General features: G+C 74.5%; 15 protein-coding genes and 1 pseudogene. 5 read left to right on the top strand and 11 right to left on the bottom strand.

The genetic code is table 11. The features are described from left to right. The 3 genes and pseudogenes from ACWD4P_RS26970 to ACWD4P_RS26960 all read left to right on the top strand — a co-directional run. Window positions 1-304: pseudogene (locus ACWD4P_RS26970) on the top strand (hypothetical protein); the annotation flags it as partial. Further along, window positions 301-1,701: an MFS transporter gene (locus ACWD4P_RS26965; RefSeq protein WP_359817527.1), complete on the top strand. Its 1,401-nt coding sequence runs from the start codon at window positions 301-303 to the stop codon at window positions 1,699-1,701. The pseudogene ACWD4P_RS26970 and the gene ACWD4P_RS26965, both read left to right, overlap by 4 nt. Further along, entirely contained in the window at window positions 1,698-2,657 is a 960-nt protein-coding gene (locus tag ACWD4P_RS26960; RefSeq protein WP_449781366.1) for a GNAT family N-acetyltransferase, read from the top strand. The genes ACWD4P_RS26965 and ACWD4P_RS26960 overlap by 4 nt, the downstream gene beginning before the upstream one ends. Window positions 2,658-2,838: 181 nt before the next feature. Here ACWD4P_RS26960 and ACWD4P_RS26955 read toward each other — a convergent pair whose 3' ends face one another. The 5 genes from ACWD4P_RS26955 to ACWD4P_RS26935 form a co-directional block, all read right to left on the bottom strand. After that, window positions 2,839-4,065, bottom strand: coding sequence for a TIGR02679 family protein (locus tag ACWD4P_RS26955; protein ID WP_449781365.1), 1,227 nt, complete (start codon window positions 4,063-4,065; stop codon window positions 2,839-2,841). Then, a complete protein-coding gene (locus tag ACWD4P_RS26950; protein WP_449781364.1) occupies window positions 4,062-8,147 on the bottom strand; it encodes a TIGR02680 family protein in 4,086 nt (1,361 codons plus the stop codon). The genes ACWD4P_RS26955 and ACWD4P_RS26950 overlap by 4 nt, the downstream gene beginning before the upstream one ends. A 16-nt stretch (window positions 8,148-8,163) precedes the next feature. Next, complete coding sequence (locus ACWD4P_RS26945) at window positions 8,164-9,378, bottom strand: TIGR02678 family protein (protein ID WP_359817535.1); 1,215 nt, start codon at window positions 9,376-9,378, stop codon at window positions 8,164-8,166. Then, a complete protein-coding gene (locus ACWD4P_RS26940; protein ID WP_449781363.1) occupies window positions 9,375-10,889 on the bottom strand; it encodes a TIGR02677 family protein in 1,515 nt (504 codons plus the stop codon). The genes ACWD4P_RS26945 and ACWD4P_RS26940 overlap by 4 nt, the downstream gene beginning before the upstream one ends. Window positions 10,890-11,183: 294 nt before the next feature. Beyond that, window positions 11,184-12,527, bottom strand: a complete 1,344-nt coding sequence (locus tag ACWD4P_RS26935) for a GH1 family beta-glucosidase (RefSeq protein WP_449781362.1) — start codon at window positions 12,525-12,527, stop codon at window positions 11,184-11,186. A gap of 222 nt (window positions 12,528-12,749) precedes the next feature. On the opposite strand from ACWD4P_RS26935, the gene ACWD4P_RS26930 reads away from it, so the two are divergent. After that, on the top strand, window positions 12,750-13,118 hold the full coding sequence (locus ACWD4P_RS26930; RefSeq protein ID WP_359817576.1) for a BlaI/MecI/CopY family transcriptional regulator: 369 nt from the start codon (window positions 12,750-12,752) through the stop codon (window positions 13,116-13,118). Next, window positions 13,115-14,035, top strand: coding sequence for a M56 family metallopeptidase (locus ACWD4P_RS26925; RefSeq protein ID WP_449781361.1), 921 nt, complete (start codon window positions 13,115-13,117; stop codon window positions 14,033-14,035). The genes ACWD4P_RS26930 and ACWD4P_RS26925 overlap by 4 nt, the downstream gene beginning before the upstream one ends. Before the next feature lie 78 nt (window positions 14,036-14,113). Here ACWD4P_RS26925 and ACWD4P_RS26920 read toward each other — a convergent pair whose 3' ends face one another. From ACWD4P_RS26920 to ACWD4P_RS26895, 6 genes are all read right to left on the bottom strand, one after another. Then, entirely contained in the window at window positions 14,114-14,932 is an 819-nt protein-coding gene (locus tag ACWD4P_RS26920; RefSeq protein ID WP_449781360.1) for an MOSC domain-containing protein, read from the bottom strand. Between the two features lie 39 nt (window positions 14,933-14,971). Next, a complete protein-coding gene (locus tag ACWD4P_RS26915) occupies window positions 14,972-16,225 on the bottom strand; it encodes a 3-deoxy-7-phosphoheptulonate synthase (RefSeq protein ID WP_449781359.1) in 1,254 nt (417 codons plus the stop codon). Beyond that, on the bottom strand, window positions 16,207-17,988 hold the full coding sequence (locus ACWD4P_RS26910; protein ID WP_449781358.1) for a (2,3-dihydroxybenzoyl)adenylate synthase: 1,782 nt from the start codon (window positions 17,986-17,988) through the stop codon (window positions 16,207-16,209). The genes ACWD4P_RS26915 and ACWD4P_RS26910 overlap by 19 nt, the downstream gene beginning before the upstream one ends. A 52-nt stretch (window positions 17,989-18,040) precedes the next feature. Continuing rightward, window positions 18,041-19,369 carry a salicylate synthase gene (locus ACWD4P_RS26905; RefSeq protein ID WP_449781357.1) on the bottom strand — a complete coding sequence of 443 codons (1,329 nt, stop codon included), beginning with the start codon at window positions 19,367-19,369 and terminating at the stop codon, window positions 18,041-18,043. 111 nt (window positions 19,370-19,480) lie between these two features. Further along, window positions 19,481-20,245, bottom strand: a complete 765-nt coding sequence (locus ACWD4P_RS26900; protein WP_449781356.1) for a thioesterase II family protein — start codon at window positions 20,243-20,245, stop codon at window positions 19,481-19,483. After that, window positions 20,242-22,011, bottom strand: a complete 1,770-nt coding sequence (locus ACWD4P_RS26895) for a condensation domain-containing protein (RefSeq protein ID WP_449781355.1) — start codon at window positions 22,009-22,011, stop codon at window positions 20,242-20,244. The genes ACWD4P_RS26900 and ACWD4P_RS26895 overlap by 4 nt, the downstream gene beginning before the upstream one ends. Window positions 22,012-22,041: the final 30 nt, after the last annotated feature.

Raw genomic sequence — 22,041 nt, 5'->3', positions numbered from 1 at the left:
GCTGTGGACGGCGCTGCACACGCCGCGCTCCTCCGAGGCCGCCACCGACTGCCTGGAGTCCTGGCTGCGGACCGCCGACGACGGGGGCGGGCCGACCCCGGCCGCACCACCACCGCTCCCCCGCCGCCGTTTCTCCGCGCCACCCCGCCCGCACCGCCTCGCCCATCGCCACCCCGCCCGCACCGCCTCACCCATCGTCGCCGCCTCGCCCGTCACCGCCTCGCCCGTCACCGCCTCGCACCGGAGCCCCGCCATGCCCCTGCCCGCCGCCACACCCCCGCCGCCCCCTCCGGAGGTGCCGTGACCACCTTCCTGATCGTCTGGGCCGGACGGCTGGCCACCGCGCTCGGCTCCGGCATCTCCGGCTTCGCCCTCGGCCTGTGGATCTACCAACAGACCGGCTCCGTCACCCAGTTCGCCACCGGCCTGCTGCTCGGCTTCGCCCCCGGCATGCTGGCCGCCCCGGCCGCCGGCGTCCTGGTCGACCGCCACCGCCGCCGGACCGTCCTGCTCTGCGCGGACGCGGCGGCCATGCTCACCGCCGTGGCCCTGACCGCCGCCGAGCTGACCGGCCACCTGGCCGTCTGGCAGGTCTACGCGGCCACCGTCGTGGAGTCCTGCTGCGCCGCCTTCCAGTGGCCCGCGCTCGCCGCCGCCGTGACCGGCATGGTCCGGCCCGAGCAGCGCGGCCGGGCCGGCGCCATGACCCAGACCGCCCTGGCCGGCGCCCAGTTGCTCGGCCCGATGCTCGCCGCCGTCCTGCTGGGCGCGGGCGGGCTGCGCGCCGTCCTGATCGTCGACGTCGTCTCGTTCGCGCTGGGGCTGCTCACCCTGCTGGTCGCCCGCTTCCCCGAACCGACCGGCCGCCGGGGCCGCCCACTGCGCCCGGACGACGGCCCGGACCACCCCGACCCGACCCGAAGCCCCGGCGGAGGAGGACAACGCCGAGGCTGGTGGGCCGAGTTGAGCGAAGGGCGGAAGCTCCTCACCGGCCAGCCCGGACTGCGGCACCTGCTCCGCGTGGTCACCGTGCTCAACGGGGCCGAGGCCGCCGCCACCGCGCTGCTGCTGCCCCTCGTCCTGGCCGGCGTCCCGGCCGCCGACCAGAACGCCGCCGTCGCCATGGTCAGCACCTCCGGGGGCCTCGGCCTGGCCGTCGGCAGCGTCGCCATGTCGATCTGGTCCGGCCCGCGCCGGCCGCTCGCCTGGGTCACCTCGGCCACCGTCCTCAGCGGCGCCGCCGTCCTGGTCGCTGGCCTCCACCCGCGGCCCGGCGTCCTGGCGGCGGCGGCCTTCACCTTCTTCCTCGGCCTGCCGGTGGTGACCAGCTGCGCCCAGGTGCTCTGGCAGGCGGCGGTCGCCGCCGAGGCCCAGGGGCGGGTCTTCGCACTGCGCCGGATGTTCACCCAGGGCGGCACCCTGCTCGGCTACCTGCTGGCCGGACCGCTCGCCTCGCAGGTCTGCGAGCCGCTGGTGGCCCCCGACGGGCCGCTCGGCTCCACCCTCGGCCGCCTCCTCGGCACCGCCCGGGACCGCGGCAGCGCCCTGCTGCTCTGCTGCACCGGCCTGCTCCTCGCCGTCACCGGACTGGCCGGGCGCCGTCACACCGTCGAGGTACCCCCGCCCCCGGAACCGGTCGAGTGCGATAGAACCGTTCTGACCGGGATTCCCTCCAACTCCACTGATTCGGAGCCGATGTGATCGTTCGTCCCACTCTCCCGTCCGAGCTCGACCGGGTCCTCCCGCTGATCGTCCCCGACCAGGCCACCCGGCTGACGGCCGACGACTACCGCACCCGGCTCGCCGACGGCGAGTACCGCCCCGCCTGGACCTGGGTCGCCGAGGACGCCCCCGACGGAGCGCCGCTCGCGCTCGCCGTCTGGTGGGGCGACCCCGACGACGAGCTGCCCGGCGCCCTCGACGGCGTGTTCGTCCACCCCTCGGTGGGGTCGGACGCCGACCGCACCGACCTGGCCGCCGAGCTGCTCACCGCCGCCCACGCGGCCTACGCCGAGGCCGGCGCGGACGCCGCCCCCGAGTACCACCTCTTCCTCCCCGGCGACTGGCGCGACCACCCCGAGACCGTCGCGGCCGTCGCCTGGCGCCAGGAGGCGGCACGGCGGGCCGGCCTCCCGGCCGACCTGGAGCGCCTGCGCTACGAGTGGACGCCCGCGGACGGCCTCCCGGAGGCGTCCGACCGCCTCCTCCTCCAGCCCGAGCCCGACGACGAGGTCTTCGTCGACCTGTTCCGCCGGGTCCTGACCGGCACCCTGGACACCGACTCCCGCAAGGAGGCCGAGCGCCTCGGCGCCGACGCCCAGGCCCGTTCCGACGTCGCCTTCTACCGCGACACCATGCTCGGCGACCGCTCCTGGTGGCGCGTCGCCCGCACCCCCGACGGCACCCCGGTCGGCTTCGGCATCCCCTCGCGCAACCACACCTTCCCCGTCGTCGGCTACCTCGGGGTCCTCCCGGAGCACCGCGGCCACGGCTACGCCGACGACATCCTCGCCGGGATCACCCGGATCCTCGCCGAGGAGACCGCCCCCGAACGCGTTCGCGCCGACACCGACCTCACCAACACCCCCATGGCCGCCGCCTTCACCCGCCTCGGCTACCGCAACGACTCCCGCCGCCTGGTCCTCTCCCCCCACTGACCCCACCCCGCCCGCACCGAGGCCGGGCACCACCGAACCCCACCCGGCGGCGCCCGGCCTCGGCCGCGGCCTCGGCCTTCCGTACGAGGCCCTGGGGGTGCGCAGCTGCGTCACGAAGCGGCGTGGACGAGGCCGAGGCGCCGGCTGAACAGCCCCTCGGCCCGTCGAGCACCCTGTCATGTCATCCGTGGCGGTGTTCTGCCAGATCATCGAGGAGGAGGTCGGCGACCACCTCCTCGACCACCGCGATGCGCAGTTCGGCCATGGAGTCGACGAGCTCCTGGTCCCACGGGGCGGGCGTGAGGCGGCCCGGGTCAGGGCCCGAGGGGACCCGGGGCGCGGCGGACCGGTAGTCGTCGGCCGACATCCGCCAGGGCACGGCCCCGGTCTTGACGAGAACATGGGCAGCTATCCGGATCCCCTCCCCGTCGAGGTCGCCGTGGTAGTACAGGACCGCGCCGCCCTCAGCAAGTCGGCGCAGCAGGTGGATCACGGCGGTGTTGGGCCAGCCGGACGTACAGACCAGCGGCGGGCATCGGTGACCGAACCGCCGTAGGGCCAGGGCGAGCACACTGGGGTTCTCAGTGATGTGCACCGGTCCGGCGGGACCGGTGAATTCGCCCGGTGAGCGCAGTTGGGCGAGGGTCAGGCTGACCGGGTGCCCGGCTCCGGCACAGGTCCGGGAGACCTTGGCGACCGGCCCTTCTCCTCCGGGGCGCAGCCCGACGGCGAGCACGGTGGCGGACAGCTCGTCGTCGGCCACGCCGGCACGGCTCCAGAGTGCGCGCCTCGCCTCGGCGGCGTCGGGCATGTCGGTGCCGTACAGGACCGACAGTGCGCGCAGGACCAGGGAGGACAGCCGGGTCCCGTCGTCGAGGGCATGGGAGTCGCCGTCGAGGAGACGGGCGGCGAGGACCGGCAGTGGCTCGCCATCGGCCGGGAGGGCTGCGAGGACGGCCAGCGCAGCGGCCGTCAGGCCCCGGGTCCGGTCGGGTGAGCCGTCGATGAGGCCGGTGGCCCGCAGGTGGCCGACCCATTCCAGCAGCGCAGGCTGGGCCGTGACAACCTCGTGGCCGGCCAACCACTCCCACAGGGCGTCGCGTTGGCCGGTCCTACGTTCGCGCTCGGCGGCCCGGTCGTGGATCGGACCGAGGATCAGGGCCGCCACCTCCCGGACGGGTCGTCCGCAGGCGTCCAGCACCGCACGGTCGAGTCCGGCGAGCGGGATCGTCGGCTCGACTCCGGGGAGCCGGTCGAGCCCGAGGAGATCGGCCAACGCTTCCCGACCGATGTCGTCGAGCGGGCCGCACCGCACCCGGCTGACAGGACGGCCGGACGAGAGGCGGTCGTGGACGGCCGACCAGAGGGGTCGGAGCTCGGGGAGATCGAGGGGGTGGCGGGCCGTCATGCCGGCTCTTCCGTCTCCGGTTCGTCGGGCAGCAGCTCGGTGCCCGTCCAGGTGAAGCGCGCACTGGTGACGGCGTCGTCACCGTCGCCTCCGGTGATCAGCTGGTGAACAGCGATGCCGGAGAGCTCTCTGTAGGTGCACCACTCGTGGTCGGAGGTGAGCAGCAGGTCGAGGTCGAGTGCCGCGAGGAGGCCGAAGACCTGCCCACGGTTGACGGTGTCAACGCCGACGAACACCTCGTCGAGCAGGATCAGCCGCGGGGACTCCGGCACCGCCTCGTAGTGGGCGGCCACGGCGGCGAACAGCGGCAGGTGGAGGGCGATGGCCTTCTCACCTCCCGAGAGCGCGCCGTGCAGCTTCTTGGTGAGCAGTTGCCACCCGGAGCCGTTGGCACGGTCCAGCTTGACGACGAACTGGTGCCAGGCCGTGTAGTCGAGGACCTCGGCGAGCTGCTCCTCCCAGGTCGACGCCGTGTTGCGGGTCTTGGCCTCCTCGATGCGGCCCCGGAAGAAGGCGTGCAGGGCCTCCCGGTCGGCTTCGGTGATCCGCGTCGGATCCTTGAGCAGCAGCTCACGGGCCGTCCGGGTGCCCGCGGGCAGGTCGGGATGGATCTGCCACACCAGGCGGACGGCCACCCGTGAGGCAGTGCGGACCCGTTCGAGGTGGCCGTTCATCCGCTCGACGAGTTCACCGGCCTGGCGGATCCGGGAGGCGAGGTGGCGGCGGGTGTCGCCGGTGAGGGTCCGGTCGAAGAGGCTGCGTTCGGCGGCGGTGATGTCATCCTGGCTGCGGTCACGGTCGCCGGTGAGGATGGCAAGAAGGCCGGTCGCACCGACCCTGATGCCGTCGACGGTGGCGGTGAGGACGTGGATGTCCTCCTCGGCTTCGAGTTCGAGGTCGGCACGGAGGCTGAGGCTCTGGCGGGCGCGGTGGACGGCCTCGGAGAGACGGTTCAGGGAGTCGCCGAGGTTCCTGGTGCCGTGTGGCAGGTTGGGCCACGCAGCGGCGGTCTCCCGCGCCGCTTCGAGGGTGGCACGGGTGCCGTCCACGGCGGTGAGGACGAGGCCGAGGCCCGCGTCCTCGGGGAATCCGAGGACGCACAGGCGCCGGAAGCCGTGGGCGGCCGCGTTCCGTGCCGCCACGGCGTCGTCACGCCGGGCCGTGTCCTGCTCCACGGCGGCGCCCAGGGCACCGATCCGGCCTTCGAGGGCGAGGAGTGCCTGGGTCGCGGTGTCGATCTCACGGCGGGTCCGGTCAAGCGCTTGCCGGGAGTCGCTGATCCGGTCCGCCACGTGGCGGTAGTCCTCGCCGACTGCGCTCTCGACGGCCTGGAGCGCGGACCGGAGCCCGCGGGCGGCGACTTCGGCGTCCTCGGCCTCGTCCAGGCTCTCGGCTGCCGCGCCCCGGGACACCTCGGCGTGGCTGCGGGCGGTGTCCCAAGCCTGCTGGGCGGCCGTCCAGGCGAGGTGGGCGTCGAGCCACACGTCCGCCTGCTCGCGCAGCGCGTCGACCGCGGTGGCGGTCGCTTCCAGGGCGGCGCGTTCGGTCGGCAGGGCGTGCTCGGCCGAGGCGACGGCGAGTGCGCGCAGCGCGTCCGCGACCGCGTCCTCCTGTCGCGCCAGCCGTTCGACGGCTTCGCGTGCGGCGTCCTCGCGGGCGCCCACCTCGGACTCGGAGCGTTCCCATACGCGCCTGGCCTGCTCCACCTCCCGGTGGTGCGGCCGGGATCGGAGGTCGGCGCCGAGACGCGTCCGGCGGTCGGCGAGGGCGCGCAGTTCCGTCTCGAATCCGGTCACGCCGATCTCGGCCTCGGCCAGTTCGGCGGTGAGTTCCGCGATCCTCCGCTGCCTGGCGCGTTCCCGGGCCGCGGCGCCGATGTGGCTCGACTCCTCCTTGGTCCAGGAACCGACCGCCGTCGCCAGCCGCCAGCTTCCGTCCGCCGCGACGGCGGCCGGGTGGCCCGCCGGGAGCGTGGGACCGTAGGCGATGCCGGCCAGCAGCCGCTGGACCCGGTCGGGCGGCACGGGGCCGTCGGGTTCCGGAACGAGGACATCGAGTAGCGAGGGCCCCGGCGTGGGGACGGCCGATGCCGGGTCGGCCAGCGTGTCGTGTCCGGCGACGACGAGGCCGCCGTCCGGGGTCATCCAGGCGTCGAGCAAACCGGCCGCTTCCAGGGCCGCTTCGACGCCTGCCTGGTCGCCGGGCGGTACGTCCGGACGGAAGGCCAGCAGCCGCCACAGCGGCGCCCCCGGCAGGACCGACCGGTCGGTTGTGCGGGTCCGCGGTGGAACCGGCGGGAGATCGGCCGTGGCCGCGGTGCGTTCCAGTTCCCCGACGACCGCGTCACGCCGGGCGCGGGCGTCGTCCCGGCCGGCGCGGGCGGTCGTCTCGTCGGCGGTGATGGAACTCTCCGCTGCCCTGGCGGCGGTTTCGACCAACGCGAGGACCTCGGTCTCGACGGCGGCGCGGGAGGCGAGTTCCTCGGCGTCGTCGATCGACAGCTCGGTGCAGTCGGCTGTCGCCCACCGGCGCAGCAGGTCGGCGTGGGCGTCCAAAGCGGTCTGGTAGGCGTGGGCGTTCCCCTCACGCCGCGTGATCGAGTCGGCCAGGCGCTCGCGCGCCGTGTCGAGGTGTTGCTCCGCCGCCGTCCGGCCCGAAAGGGAACGCTCGTGGCGTTCGACCGCCGTGCGGACCTCGGCGATCTGACCGTGTCGTGAGACGACGGCGCCGCGCAGCAGACGGCGTGCCGTGCGCCCGTGCTCCGGGGTGTCGCCGGACGGGCCGGACCCGACGTCGAGCAGCGCCTGCACCTCGGCACAGACGGACTCCATGGCCGCACGCCGCGCCGCACCGCGTGCCAGCTCCCGGGCGGCACGGGTGTGTTCGGCCCGCTGCTCGGAGCGCAGCCCCGCGTCGTCGGCACGCCCGGCGTCCTCGTCGGCCACCTGAGCCTTCCGGTCGGCGGCGGCGCGGGCGCGGGCGGCGGTCCGGGCCGCCTGGTCGGTCCGGCGACGGAGCTGGTCGAGTTCCTGTCCCTGCCGGTAGGCCTCGGAGTCGAGCAGGCCCTCGATGGCGCCCTCGATCTCCTGCCGCCGGTGTTCGAGCTCCGCCCGTACCGCTCTGTCCTCATCACGTCGGCGCACGGCTTCGGCGAGCTCGCCCTCGCTCTCCCTGGCGACGCGGGTGAGGTTGTCCATCTCGGTCGTCGCGGAGATGAGCGCCGCCGCCCCGGCGCGCAGGACGCGCTGGGCGTAGCCGCGCTGCTGATGCGCGACGGCAGTGGCCGCGGCCACCTCCTCGTCCAGGGTCTTCAGGTGTTCCCGCTGGCGGTCGAGGCGTTCGAAGCCCTCGGCCAGTTCGGCGATCTCGCCCTCGCCGAGCGGGGGCAGGGCCCGCGAGAGCAGGGAGGACAACAGCGAAGGGTCCAGGCGCTCGGAGAGTTTGGGGGTGCGGAGCTGGAGCAGTGCGGTGATCAGGGCGTCGTAGCGTTGCTCGCTCAGCCCCGGAAAGAGCGTGCCCCGGACGGCGTTGCGGTAGTCCGTGGGTGAACCGTGCAGCTCGCCCCGGTCTTGCAGGGTTTCGGCCAGAGCGGCGCGGGTGAGCGGCTGGCCCGCGTCGTTGACCAGGGAGAGGCCGCCGGGCCGGTCGATGCGCGCTCCGGTGGTGAAGTAGTCGACGGTGACACCGGTGGTGTGCACGCTGGCCTGGAGTCTGGCGCCGCAGGTGAAGTGGACGGGTTCGCCGTCACCGCGGCCGAACTCCAGCCACACGTACCCGACCCGGGTCTTGCCCGACGTCCCCTCGCCCATCAGGTTCCAGTGCATGGTGCGTTCGGAACCGCCGAAGGTGGACAGCCGGTTGGGCCGCAGGCTGGCGTCGAGCAGGAACGGCAGCAGCACTTCCAGCGCCTTCGACTTCCCGGTGCCGTTCTGTCCCCGCAGGAGCAGGCGGCCCTCGTGGAAGGTGAAGGTCTCGTCGTAGTAGCGCCAGACGTTGAGGATGCCGGCCCTCGAGGGCTGCCATCGTGCTGCCGCGGCCGCTGTCGGGAGCGCCGAGCGCTGCGGGAGCTGTGTCACGGTCATCGGAAGTCTTCCCTGGTCAGGTTGCGAGGCCTTCGGTCACGGTGGTCCGGTACCGGAACGCGGCCGGTCGCGGAACGACGCGTTCACCGATCCTGCGGGCCAAGCCGAAGTCGCCGAGGACACGAACCGCGTCGGCCCCGAGGCGCTCGGCTCCGTCCTCCGACTGGTAGCTCTTCGCCCACTGGGGGAAGCGCCGGAGGAGCCCGGCGGCTTCGACGGTGAGCTGTTCCGGTGTCAGGCCGTCCGGAGCGGCCGTCAGCGGTTCCAGCAGGAGCAGGGCGGCGACGCGGGCCGTCGCGGAGTCGTCCGGGAAGCGGCTGTCGGTGGCAAGCCCCTCCGGGTCCACGAGCAGCAGGCCGTCGGCCCGGTCCTCCAGGACGAAGCCGCCCTGCTCGGCGGCCCGCCGGACGATCTGGCGCCCGGTCGGCGAGGTCAGGTAGGCCAGTTCGTCGGCGCTGAGCTCGTCGTGGTGCAGGACGGGATCGTCGAGGAGCCGGCGCAGCACCGAGTGCCGCAGCCGGAGGTTGCGCTGCGCGTCGGAGGCCTCGGCACCGCCGTACCTGCTCTCGCGCACCGTGCCCCGAAGGAGTCCCTCGAAGCGCAGCGGTATCTCCTCCGCCGGCACGGCCAGCCGGGACGGCCCGACGGGCGCGGCGAGCAGGCGCATCAGTACGGTGGCGTCCACCCGGTAGAGGACCTTGGCCTGCGCCGAGTCGACGAAGCTGTCCGTGACGCCGTCCACCGTGAGGAGCGCACCGTAGGACTCCAGCAGTTTGAGGACGTCCACGAAGGCCATCCGCTCGGGCTTGCCCGCCGTGTCGAAGGGCGGCAGCGCCTCGTCGGTGGCACAGGCCTGAACCACCCGGTCGGCGAGCAGGCCGACCGTCGTCACCGGGACCGGGAGCAGCTCGGCCGCGACGACACACAGCAGCGTGTAGCGGCGGCGGTCGAACGGGGCCCTGCCGGACCGCAGTCGGCGGGCGGGGCGCGAGGCGTCGGACACGGTGCGGATCTTGAGCAGGCGCGCGTACCCCAGGCGCGGCTCCACCACCAGCTGCCAGCCGCAGTGGTAGTCGAACCACTTCGTCAAGGGACCCTGGCGGCGGCGGATCAGCTCGAAGGCGGGCGGGTCGCCGCGTTCGGTGATCAGCGGTCGGCCGAGGAGGAGCCTGATGCCCCGGGCGACGTCCTGCCGTTCGGCCAGGACCAGCTGGTTGGCCAGGGTGCTCATGCGGTGCCCTCACGGGTGACCGCCCCCGGGGCGCCCGGGCTTCGGATCTCCACCAGGTAGTCGGGCCCTTCCAGCCGGCCGCGGGAGGTCCGCAGGACGGCCCGTCCGCCGTCGGGAGACGGCCGGAGCACGATCTCGACACGGCCGTCGGACGTGACCGCCCGACGCGCCCCACCGGCGTCCGGTCGTACGGCCAGCGCCCGGCCGAGGAGGTCGAGCAGTCGCTCGAAGACGGTGTGGTCGAGCGTGCGGAAGCCGGACAGCGGCACCGGGCCGTCCGCGCCCAGGACGTCCCAGGCCGCTTCGAGTTCGGCCCGCTCCTTCCGGGCCCGCTCGGCCCGGGCGGCCTTGAGGCCACCGATGTCGCGCACCCTTCCGGTGCGGGTGAACCGCTCGGTACGGCCGCTGGTGCGCAGCAGCGCCGAGACCTCCACCGGCGGGGTATCCGCCCAACTGGCCGACGACGGCACCAACTCCGGGTCGGGGTGCGCGAGATGGGCGTGCCGGGCCGGGCCCAGGCCGAAGGCGGCCGACCACAGGCGGTGCAGGTCGTCCTCACCGGGTGCTGCGGCGAACCAGCGGGCCAGCTCCCGGAAGTCCTGGACCGCGCTGGAGGAGCGGCGCCGCGACTCGGTGATCCGGTCGAGGACCTGGAGGAGCGTCACGATCGCCCTCCGTGCCACGTCGTGCAGCTGCTCCACCCGGGGCCGCGCCCCGTCGGCCGGCCGGAACCACGCCTGAAGCCCCTCCCAGCGCGCCCGGCGCCGCTCCAGCCAGGCCGGCGCGGGGTCGCCGTCGGCGGCCGGCGGCAGCTCGGCGCCCCGCAGCGCCCGCGCGTGCAGCAGGCTCACTCCGCGCTGCTCCAGCCGTTCCACGGCGGAGGAGACCGTCTGTCCCCGCTGGTCGAGGTTGACGAGGAACTCCTGGAGATAGGCCACCGTCGCGGCCTTCACCTCGCGGAAGGTCGCCAGGTCCGTGCCCTCGGCGCGCAACAGGCGCTGCAACTCGCCGTTGAACGCCTTGGTATTGGCCAGCAGCGCCTCCAGGTGCCCCTCCAGCTCCTGCAACGTGGTGAAGACCCGACGGTCCGAGGACGTGGAGTCGCCCAGCAGGACGTACAGCTCGTCGAGCCGGTCCGTGATCGCCTCCAGGACCGCCGTCTGGAGCGCCCCCGTCGAGGCGAGCACGGACAGGGCGTGCTCGACCCCGGCGAACGCGGCCTCGCCGCGCCGGGTCAGCGAGTACTGGAGGTTGCGGCGCTCGTACTCCTCGGCGGTGCGGTAGTTCTCCGCGTGGTTCTGGACGACGTCCAGCAGCTGCCACTCCCTGAGCTTGCGCAGCGCCTCCTGGAGGTCCTCGTCGTGGATCGCGTCGAGCCAGCCGACCGTTCGCAACCGGGCTCGTACGTCGTCCAGCCCGAGCGCGGTCTCCAACCGCTCGTTGGCCGCTCCGAAGGCCTGGAGGATCGCACCGTAGAGTTCGGCCCTCTCCCCCGTCGTGAACCGGAACATCTCCGGCGGCACCCTGCGCAACGGCTGCTCTCCCCTCTGCCCGGCACAACAGTACGCGGACGCACCGGGGCCCCAGCCAGAACCCTCGACATCGCGTCCGCGCAGCTCTGGTGTGATAGACGGCGCCGGTCCGTGCGTACGGTGGAGCAGCTGGGGCACGAAGCCGGGCGGTGGCTCGCCGCCTCCTCGCCGGATTGCCTGCGGGCGGCGCGGAGCCGAATCGGTCCCGGCCACTCGGAGCATCCGGGTCCCCGCCGGAGCGGGCGTACCCGGCTTCACCAGTCGGCAGGCCGACTACCGCGCCCGCCCGGCCCGGTGGGTGGCGATCAGGTCGCGGTACCAGGTGTAGGAGGCCCTGGGGGTGCGCTGCTGGGTCGCGAAGTCGACGTGGACGAGGCCGAAGCGCTGGCTGAACAGCCCCTCGGCCCATTCGAAGTTGTCGAGGAGGGACCAGGTGTAGTAGCCGCGGACGTCGATGCCCTCGGCGGCGGCGCGGGCGAGGGCGTCGAGGTGGGCGGACATGAAGTCGATGCGGGGCTGGTCGGGGACGGTGGAATCCTCGACGGAGCAGCCGTTCTCGGTGATGGTGACGGGCGGCAGGGCCTTGCCGTAGGTGTCGCGGAGGTCGAGCAGGAGGCGGGTGAGGGCGTCGGGGACGACGGGCCAGCCGAAGGCGGTGTGGGGGACGTCGGGGATGTCGACGAGGTCGAAGGGCAGGCCGGGTTCGGTGGGGGCGGCGACCCGGGTGGGGTTGTAGAAGTTGAGGCCGAGGCCGTCGAGGCCGGGGCTGTGGACGAGGTCGAGGTCGCCGTCGCGCACGGCGCCGAAGATGTCGTCGGGGACGCCCAGGGCGGAGAGGTCGGGGTAGCGGCCGAGCAGGACGGGGTCGGTGAACAGCCGGTTGTGGAGGGTGTCGTAGGCCTGGGCGGCGGCCGCGTCGGCGGCGGAGTCGGAGGCGGGCTCGACGGGGGTGAGGTTGTTGGAGAGCATCACCTCCAGCCCCCGCTCGTGCAGGATCGAGGCGGCCAGGCCGTGCCCGAGGAGCTGGTGGTGGGCGGCGGGGAGGGCCTCGAACATCAGGGCGCGGCCGGGGGCGTGGGTGCCGAGGGCGTAGCCGAACACGGTGTGGACGAAGGGCTCGTTGAGGGTGATCCAGGCGGGGACGCGGTCGCCCAACCGGTCGGTCACGGCGGTCGCGTACTCGGCGAAGCGGTACGCGGTGTCGCGGTCGAGCCAGCCGCCGCGGTCTTCGAGGCCCTGCGGGAGGTCCCAGTGGAAGAGGGTGGGGAGCGGGGTGATGCCCGCCTCCAGCAGGGCGTCCACCAGGCGGTCGTAGAAGGCGAGTCCGGCGGGGTTGACGGCGCCCGCGCCGGTGGGCACCACCCGGGGCCAGGCGACGGAGAAGCGGTAGCCGTCGAGTCCGAGGCCCTTCATCAGTGCGATGTCCTCGGGGTAGCGGTGGTAGTGGTCGCAGGCCACCGCCCCGGTGTGGCCGTCGCGGACGGCGCCGGGGCGGGCGGAGAAGGTGTCCCAGACGGACGGGCCGCGGCCGTCCTCGTCGACGGCCCCCTCGATCTGGTAGGCGGCGGTGGCGGCACCCCAGCGGAAGTCCGCCGGCAGGTCGAAGCGGTCCGGCATGGCAGCCTCCTGACATGAATGTGAGGAGGACTCATGTTACTGACGCCGCGTCACAGCGCCAGGGGTCCGGCGCCTGGTTCACGGCTCGACGGCGCACGGCTCGACGGTCGACCCGCTCGACGGTCCACCCGCTCGGCGTCCACCCGCTCGTCTTCCGGGGGGCGAACCGCACCGTCTACGATGAGCGTCGAACGCGAGTGCCCGGGAGGGGAAGCAGTGAGCGTGCGCCGACTGGGGGAACTGGAGGCGGAGATCATGGACCGCCTGTGGAGCTGGGGCCACCCGGCGACCGTCCGCGAACTCGTCGACGACCTGAACCGGTCCCGCCCGCTCGCGTACACCACGGTGATGACCGTCGCCGACGTCCTGCACGGCAAGGGCATGGTGCGCCGGGAGAAGGAGGGACGGGCCTGGCTCTACGAGCCGACCCGCACCCGTGAGTCGTACACCGCGGCGCTCATGCAGGACGCCCTCGCCGTCACCACCGACCGGTCCAGCGCCCTGGCCCACTTCGTCGGACAGATCACCCCGGACGAACAGGACGCCATCCGGCGCGCGCTGCGCTCGCTCACCAGCGACGACCAGGAGTGATCGGGCCCCTCGTCCTGGGCGGCTACGCTGCGGTCATCGGCTTCGTCGTCCCGTCCCTGCTCGCCCGGGCGAAGTGGCCGCTGCGTTCCCCCAGGACGGCGCTGCTGCTCTGGCAGGCGCTGCTGCTGACGTTCGTCGTCTCCGTCGCGCTGGCCTGGTACCACCTGACGCCCACCGGCCGGCACCTGCACGGGTTCCTCGGCGCGACCGAGCAGTGGCTCCTCGGGCCGGACCCGGTCGCCGACACCGACGCCGCCGAACCCTCCGACGGCGCGGAGGGCCTGGGGCTGCTGCTCCCGATCGGCGTCACCCTGCTCTGGCCGGCCGCCTGGTTCGTCACGGTCGCCGTCTCGGCCCGCCGGCGCCGACGGCGCCACGCCGCCCTGCTGGACCTGGTGGGCCGGCCCGCGCCCGAGCTGCGCGCCGTGATCCTCGACCACGCCGTCCCGGCCGCCTACTGCCTTCCCGGCCGGTCGGCCCGCGTCGTCCTGACCAGCGCGGCCGTGCAGTCCCTGACCACCGACCAGCTGCAGGCGCTGCTGGCCCACGAGCGCGCCCACCTGACCGGCCACCACCACCTGCTCACGGCGGCCACCGAGGCGTTCGACCGCGCGTGCCGGATCGTGCCGCTGGCCCGCGCCGCGCGGGAGAGCACCGCGGTCCTGCTCGAAATGGTCTGCGACGACCGCGCCGCGCGGGTCACCTCCCCCCGGGCCCTCGCGGTCGCGATGTGCGAGGTCGCCACGGGCGGCACGCCGCGATCGGCCTTCGCGGCCGGCGGCGACGCCGTTCTGGTCCGGATGCGGCGGCTGCTGCGGCCCCGCGCACCGCTCCACCCGGCGGCGCGGTTCGCCATCCTGTTGCTCGGCGTCGGCGCCACCGTGCTCCCGTACTTCGTGACCTGCGGACCGGTGTGACGGCGGCCCGGCCCCGAAGAGCCCCGCCCGACCACGCCCGACATCGCCCGACCACAGAGAGGCCCCGCCGCGCCCCGCTCAGTGCAGCAGCACGGCGTCCCCCCGGGCGACCCGACCGGCGGCGAGCACCCGGGCGTGCACGCCCACGCAAGGCCGCGGCCCCATGCCAACCAGCGGCTCCAGCGGGTTGTGCCGCGCGGGGACGCGCAGCGCCTCCGGGTCCCAGGGCAGGCTGCCGTGGGCGAGGGTCGGCACGGCGCAGCGGGGGGTGGGGACGGTGATCCGCAGCCGCAGCCGCGGGCCGATCGTCAGCTCCCGGCCGATCCAGTGGTTCTCGACGAAGCCTCCGGCGCCCTCGTGGCGGATCACGAGGTTCGGCCGGTAGCGCCGGGCCTCGACGGTCCGACGCGGGCTCAGCTCCGCGATCCGGTCGAGCGTGGCGGTGGTGAGCAGATGGAGCGGGGAGTGGTCGAAGAACGTCCCGGCGGGCAGTTCGACGGCGTGCACCGCGCTGTCGGCCGCCTCGCCCCGGCGCAGCACCTCCTCCGGGTCGGCGCGGTCGATCGAGGCGGCGGGCGGCGGCTCGGCGGTGAGGGCGACGGGGCGTGCGAGCAGCTCCGTCAGCGCGTCGGCGTCGAGCTCCGCGCCGTCCGGCCCGGTGACGCGCACGCCGTCGCCGGTCGTCGTCGCCGTGAGCGTGAGCAGCCGCCGCCACAGGCGCGGGTCCTTCGCGCTGGCGACCTTGCCGGTCGCCCGGTCGAGCAGGGCGAACCGCCGGTCGCCGTCGATGCCGCGTCCGGTGACGTCGGCGGCGGGCAGTCCCTCCCCGAGCATCGACTTGACCGGGTAGCGCCACAGCGCCCCGACCGTTCCCACCCGCTGTGCCGTGCCGGCCATCGCGGTCCTCTCCCCTCCGTCGTCCGCGGCCCGGTTCCGTCAGGAACGGAAGAGCGTCTCGATGAGCTCGTGGGCCTGTTCGGGATTGAGCCGCGGGTCGCAGAGCGTCTCGTAGCGGCGGTGCAGGGCGCGTTCGTCCCCGGTGGTCCCGCCGAGGCACTCGGTGACGTCGGCGGCCGCGGTCTCCAGGTGCAGGCCGCCGGCGTGCAGCCCGCGCCGTTCGAGGATCCGCAGGAAGGCCGCGGCCTCCTCGGTGACGGCGCGCAGCTGCCGGGTCTTGGTGCCGTCGGCGGTCCGCACCGTGTTGCCGTGCATGGGGTCGGTCAGCCAGACGACCGGGTGGCCGGCCCGGCGGACGGCGTCGACGAGCCCCGGCATGACCTCCTCGACGCGCGCCCGGCCGAACCGCAGGACGAGTGTCAGCCGGCCGGGCGTGCGTTCCGGGTCGAGCAGGTCGCACAGCCGGACGACCTCGTCGGGGCGGGCGGTCGGTCCGATCTTGCAGGCGAGGGGGTTGCGGACGGTGGCCATCATCTCGACGTGCGCGGAGTCGGGTTGCCTGGTCCGCTCGCCGATCCAGGGCAGGTGGGTGGAGGCCAGGTACTCGGCCCCGCCCTCGGTTGCGGGCCGCACCAGCGGGCCCTCGTAGTCGATGACCAGGGCCTCGTGGCTGCCCCACGGCCCGGTGATCAGCCCGGGGAGCAGCCCGGGGGTCAGCCCGCGGAGCGCGCCGGCCGCGCGCTCGCCGCGCAGGCGGCGGAGGTGGTCGAACGCCCGCAGGCCGGCCCGGTGGGCCAGCAGCATCCGCCGGGGGTCGTGCCGTCGGGCCTCCGGCGTGGGCTCCTCGGAGTTGACCAGGTGGCCCCGGAAGACGGGCAGTTCGAGGTCGCCGTGGCGTTCGGTGGGCGCGGAGCGCGGTTTGGCGAACTGTCCGCCGAGCCGGCCGATCCGGACGACCTCCTGGCCGGTCCGGGCGGCGAGGTGGTCGCCCAGCGCGTCCAGCACGGACACCTTGGCGGCGAGGTGCTCGGCGTCCTGTTCGGCCAGGCTCTCCGCGCAGTCGCCGGCCTGGAGCAGCCGGGCCCCGCCGGCCGCGACCACCGCCAGGCTCCGGTGCAGTTCGGCCACTTCCTCGGGCCGCACCAGGGGTGCGGCCGCGAGCAGGGCGCGCCGGACGGCGGGGTAGGAGGGGTGGTCCTGCCAGTCGGGCTGCTGCCCGGCCGGGAGGAGGTCCCAGACCAGGGGTTCGTCGGCGACGAACAGGTCCGGTTCCTCTATCGGGAGGGAGGACACGGGGTGTCTCCTTCCGAGGGCCGCACCGGGACGTTCGCCGGACCGTCCACCGGACCGTCCACCGGACCGCCCACCGGACCGCCCACCAGGGCACCCGCCGGGCCGCCCACCGGGGCGGCGAGCCGCTCGGTCAGCGCCCGCTTGTCGACCTTCCCCACCGTGGTGAGCGGCAGCGCGCCGACGCACTCCACCCGGTCGGGCAGCTTGTAGGTGGCCAGGCCCCGGGAGACGAGGAAGTCGACCGCCTCCGCGTGGCTCAGCCCGCCGTCGCGGGTGACGGCGAACACGCAGATCCGCTCCCCGAAGTCCGGGTCCGGCATGGGGACGACGGCGGCCTCCAGGACGGCCGGATGGGCCAGCAGTTCGTTCTCCAGCTCCTCGGCCGCGACCTTCTCGCCGCCCTTGTTGATGACCTCCTTGGTGCGGCCCAGGGCGACCACGTGGCCGCCGGGGAGCAGCCGGACGAGGTCGCCGGTGCGGTAGAAGCCGTCCGGGGTGAAGGCGGTGGCGTTGTGCTCCCCGGCCCGGTAGTAGCCGCGCAGCGTGTACGGGCCGCGGGTCAGCAGCTGTCCCGCCGTTCCGGGCGGCACCTCGCGGCCGTCCTCGTCCACCACCCTGAGCTCGTCGGCGGGCGACAGCGGCCGGCCCTGAGTGGTGGCGACGAGCTCGTCCGGGTCGTCGAGCCGGGTGTAGTTGAGCAGCCCCTCGCCCATCCCGAAGACCTGCTGGAGCGCGCAGCCCAGGCTCCCCCGTACCCGGCGGGCGGCCTCGGCCGGGAACTTGGCGCCGCCGGCCTGGAGCAGGCGGAGCGTGGACAGGTCGTCGTCCAGCCACTCGACGGCCTGCATCCAGAGCAGGGCCAGCGGCGGGACCAGGGCCGTCATGGTGACGCCCTCCCGCTCGATGAGGGCGAAGGCCTGGTCCGGGCTCGGGTCGGTGGTGAGCACCACCCGGCCGCCGGCGTGCAGGGTGCCGAGCACGCCCGGGCAGCCGAGCGCGAAGTTGTGCGCGACCGGCAGGGCGGCCAGGTACACGGTGTCGCCGTCCAGTTCGCAGACCTCGGCGCTGGCGCGGAGGTTGTAAGCGTAGTCGGTGTGCGTCCTGGGGATGAGCTTCGGCTGCCCGGTGGTGCCGCCGGAGAGCAGGAAGAACGCCACGTCCTCGGGGTTCGGCGGCGCCGGCCGCGCGAGCGGCGCCCCGTCCCGACCGTCCGGGTCCTTCCGATCAGCCAGGTCAGCCAGGTCAGCCGGGTCGGCCAGGTCGGCCAGCGGCACGAACTCGGCCGCGTCGCCGGCCACGATGACGTGCTCGAGGCCCGGGACCGTCCGCCGGACCCGGCGCGCCAGTTCCCGGTAGTCGAAGCCGAGGTCCCGGTCGGCGATGACGTAGGCGGTCGCCTCGGTCAGGGCGCTGAGCGCGCCGATCTCGTGCTCCCGGTGGGCGGGCAGCGCCAGCACCGGCAGCGCGCCGATCCGGCAGAGGGCGAAGAACACCGGCAGGAACTCGACCACGTTGGGCAGTTGGAGGACGACCCGGTCGCCCGGGGAGATGCCGAGCCGGAGCAGTCCGCCGGCGAGCCGGTCGGCCCAGGCGTCCAGTTCCCGGAAGGTCACCCGCCGTTCGCCGGCGGTGACGGCGACGCCGTCCCCGTAGGCCTCCGCCCAGCCGGTGAGCAGACCGCCGATGGTGACGTCCTGCCAGTAGCCCTCCTCCCGGTACTTCCGGCTCAGTTCCTCGGGCCACGGCACGAAACCCGCAAGCATGTGTTCGTCCTCCCTCTCGTCGCTGGTCTGTCGGGTCGTCGCGGGTCGTTCGTCAGGGCCGGTCGGCCGGGGCGGCGGCGATCACGTGGGGGGCCACGCTGGAGAGCTTCTCGCGGGTCTCCTCCAGCTCCCGGGCGGGGACGGAGTCGGCGACGATGCCGGCGCCGGCGCGCAGCCAGGCGTGGCCGTCCTTCTCGTAGAGCGCGCGCAGGACCAGCGCCGCGTCCATCGAGCCGTCGCTGGAGGCGGTGAGGACGGCTCCGGAGTACAGCCCCCGCGGGCTGGGCTCCAACCGGGCGATCCGCTCGTAGGCGGGCTCCTTGGGGATGCCGGACGCGGTGATCGCGGGGAAGAGCGCCTCCAGGGCGTCCCAGGCGGTCCGCTCCGGGGCCAGCCGTCCGACCACCCGCGAGCCGAGGTGCTGGACGCTGCCGCGCGGCTTGACGCTCATGAAGTCGCTGACGGCGACCGAGTCCTCGTCGCAGACCGTGAGCAGTTCCTCGTGGCCGAGCTTCACCGAGATGGCGTGCTCGTAGATCTCCTTGGCGTCGGTGAGGAGTTGCTCCCGCAGCCGGGCGTCCCGCTCGGCGCCGAGACCGTGGGCCCGGGTGCCGGCCAGGGGCTGGGTGGAGACCGCCCCGGTGGCGTCGACCTCGACCACCGTCTCGGGGCTGAAGCCCATCGCCTTCCAGCCGCCCAGGTCGAGCAGGAAGGAGCGGGCGGGGGTGTTGCGGCGGCGGCCGTGCAGGTAGGTCGCCGGAATGTCGACGGCCCCGGCGATCGGCACCGGCCGCGAGATGATCACCTTCTGCAGTTCGCCGCGCCGGATGTCGTCCACCGCGACGGCGACGGCCTTCTGGTACATCTCGGCCCCGTACGCGTCGACCGGGACGGGGGTCGGCGTGGCGTCCGGCTCGGGCCGGGCGGTCTCCACGACCTCGCGGACCCGCTCGGCGGAGGCCTGTTCGGCCGCCCGGACCAGGATCCGGTCGGCCCGCAGCCGGACCTCGGTGCGCGGCACGATCAGGTGGAGCAGCGGGGTGCCGGAGGGCACCTCGATCCGGCGGCGGACCAGGTAGCTGAGCTCGAAGGCGGCCCAGCCGTAGACGTTCCAGTCGCTGATCGGCAGGCGCCCGAGGGCCGCCGCCACCTGGGCGAGCGGGCGTTCGCCGAGCGGTTCGACGCTCTCCTCGCCGCCCCAGCGGACTCTGAGTCCCTCGGCGTCGAGGACGAGCTCGCCGAGCGCGCCGCCGGCGTAGCACCACTGCGGTCCGCGCTCGTAGACGACGTGCCGGTCGTGGAGACCGGCGCGGGCGAGCGCGGTGGCGGCGACCAGCGGGTCGAACTCGCCGGTGAGCGTGGTGTGCTGGTACGGGTTCATCTGTGCCTCGTTTCCGGTGCCCGCACGGGCACGCTGTGGCGGGAAGTCGTGGGCCGGGCGTCTCTTGCGGGTCTTGTCGGGCGCACCCGGCGGGGACCCGCGGGGCACGCCCTACCGCGCGGACGGGAGCAGTCGGCCGGTGACCAGCCGGGCGATCCCGGCGGTGTGCTCGCCGAGGAAGAAGTGCCCTCCGGGAAAGACCTCCAGGGTGCAGCGGCCGGTGGTGTGGCGCTTCCAGTCGTCGGCTTCGGCGACGGTCACCCTGGGGTCGTCGGCGCCGGTCAGGACGGTGACCGGGCAGCCGGGCTCCCGGCCGGGCCGGTGCCGGTAGGTCTCGATGGCCCGGTAGTCGCGGCGGACTCCGGGCAGCAGCAGCCGCAGCACGTCCGGGTCGTCCAGCAGGCCGGGGTCGGTGCCGCCCAGTTCCCTGAGTTCGGCCGCCAGTTCCCGGTCGGACTTCAGGTGGGCGTTCTCCTCGCGGACCCGGCAGGGAGCCCGGCGGCCGGAGACGATCAGCGCGGCGGGGGGTGCGCCGGCCTCGTGCTCCAGCCGCCGGGCCGTCTCGTAGGCCAGGACGGCGCCCATGCTGTGGCCGAACAGGGCCAGGGGCCGGTCGTCGAGCAGCGGCACCAGGGCCCGGACGATCCCGTCGGTGAGCGCCCCGACGGAGTCGAGTCCCGGTTCGGCCCGGCGGTCCTGGCGTCCCGGGTACTGCACGGCGAGCGTCTCCACCGCCGGGGCGAGCGCGGCGGACAGCGGGAACCAGAAGCCGGCCGCGCCGCCGGCGTGCGGCAGGCAGAGCAGGCGGACGGGGGCGTCCGCGGCCCGGTGGAAGCGCCTGATCCAGCGGGTGTCCGTCGCGAGGGCGGGGCTCATCGGGCGGCCCCCGCCGTCGCGTCGGTGGCAGCGCCGACGGGACCGACGGGGCCCGCCGAGCCGTCCCACAGGTCGGCGGCGGTGACCTCGACGGGCCGGCCCCAGAGGTCGACGGCGGAGCCGAGCCGGTTCAGCAGGTCCCGGTAGGCCTCCAGCATGTCGTCCACCAGGCCGGCGGGGAACAGCTCGTCGACGGCGTCCCAGGCCAGCCGGACGGAGTCCTCCGTCCGGTACACCTGGTGGTCGAGCCAGACCTGCGGCGTCTGGGAGAGCATCCAGGTCAGCTCGCCCAGTTCGGTGCGGAACTCCGGGCCGACGAAGTCGGATCCCAGGTTGCAGGCGAAGACCACGGGGGCGCCGACCCGCCGGCCGCCGTGGGCCCGGCGCAGGTCCCGCAGCACGTTCAGGGTGGAGTACTGGGCGTGCGAGGCGTTCTGCTGGACCTGCCGCTGGAGCCCGCGGACCCGCTCGGCGAACGGGGCCGGCCGGCGCAGGTCGACGTTCAGCAGGACCAGGTTGGTGAAGTCGGCGACCAGTTCGCCGACTGCCGGGTGCAGCGGCTGGCGGTCGAAGAGCGGCACGTTGAGCAGGAAGTTCCGCTCCGCGCTCCAGGCACCGAGGACCTCGGTGTAGGCGGTGGCGAGCACCATGGCGGGGGTGAGGCCGTGCGCGCGGGCCCGCCCGGTGATGCGCTCCCACTCCTGGGCTCCGAGGTCGAAGGCGCGCCGGGAGAAGCGGGTCGCGGCGAGTTCCTCGGGCTGCTTCGCCAGCGGCAGCCTGGGCCCGCTGGTGGGCAGTTCGGGGATCAGGCCGGCCCAGTGGGCGCGGGACTCGGCGGCCGGGCTGCCGGCCGTGGCGGGGGTTCCGCTCCAGGCCCGGTAGTCCTCCAGGTACTGGGCGAAGCCGTACCCGGGTGCCGGGGCCGGCCGGTCGGGGTCGCGGTAGGCCTTGGCGAGGTCGGTGAGCAGCACCTCGATGCTGGCGACGTCCGCGACCAGCAGGTCGATGTTGGCGTGGAGCCGGCTGCGCTCGCCGGGCAGCAGCGAGAGCCGCAGGTCGAAGACCTCGCCGGCGGCGACGTCGAGGCGGCGGTGGGACAGCCCGGACCGGACCTCCGCCAGGCCCTGCTCGACCCGCGCCTCCTCGGCCGCGCGGAAGTCGTGGACGGTGAGGCCGGGCCAGGGGCTCCGGTCGAGGATCTGCTGCCGTCCGTCGTCGAGGAACCGCGCGCGCAGCATCTCGTGCCGGGCGAGGAGCCGGCGTACGGCCGTCTCCAGCCGGTCGGGCCGCACGGCGCCGCCGTCGAACTCCAGGTAGGCGTGGCAGCCGACCCCGCCGAGGGTCATCTCGTCGCCGCGGCCGATCCAGTAGGCCCGCTGGACCGGGGTGAGGTCGAAGGCGGCCCCCGGGTCGACCGCCCGCCGGGCCGGCACGGCGTCGGCGGCCCCGACGGCCCCGGCGGCCGGACGGGCCGTCAGCAGCGCGTGCCAGCGCTCGACGGTGGGGTGTTCGGCCAGCTTCTGGAAGGTGACGTCGGCGCCCGCGCGGCGCCAGCCGCCCGCGAGCTTCATCATGCGGATGGAGTCCATCCCGTGGCGGATCAGGTTGTCCGCGTCGGGGACGGTGTCGGCGGCCACGCCGAGCAGGCCGGCCACGGTGCGCCGGACGTCGTCCCGCGACAGCTCCGCGGCGGGCGTTCCGGGCTTCGATCCGGGCTTCGATCCGGGCTGGTTTCCGAGCTGCTTTCCGGGCTGCTTTCCGGTCATCGGCGGTCCCTCGGGTGTGCGGCCTCGACG

It is taken from the genome of Kitasatospora sp. NPDC002543 (assembly GCF_053594915.1).
The sequence above is the reverse complement of the archived record's forward strand: the minus strand, read 5'-3'. Positions and strand labels throughout refer to the sequence as shown.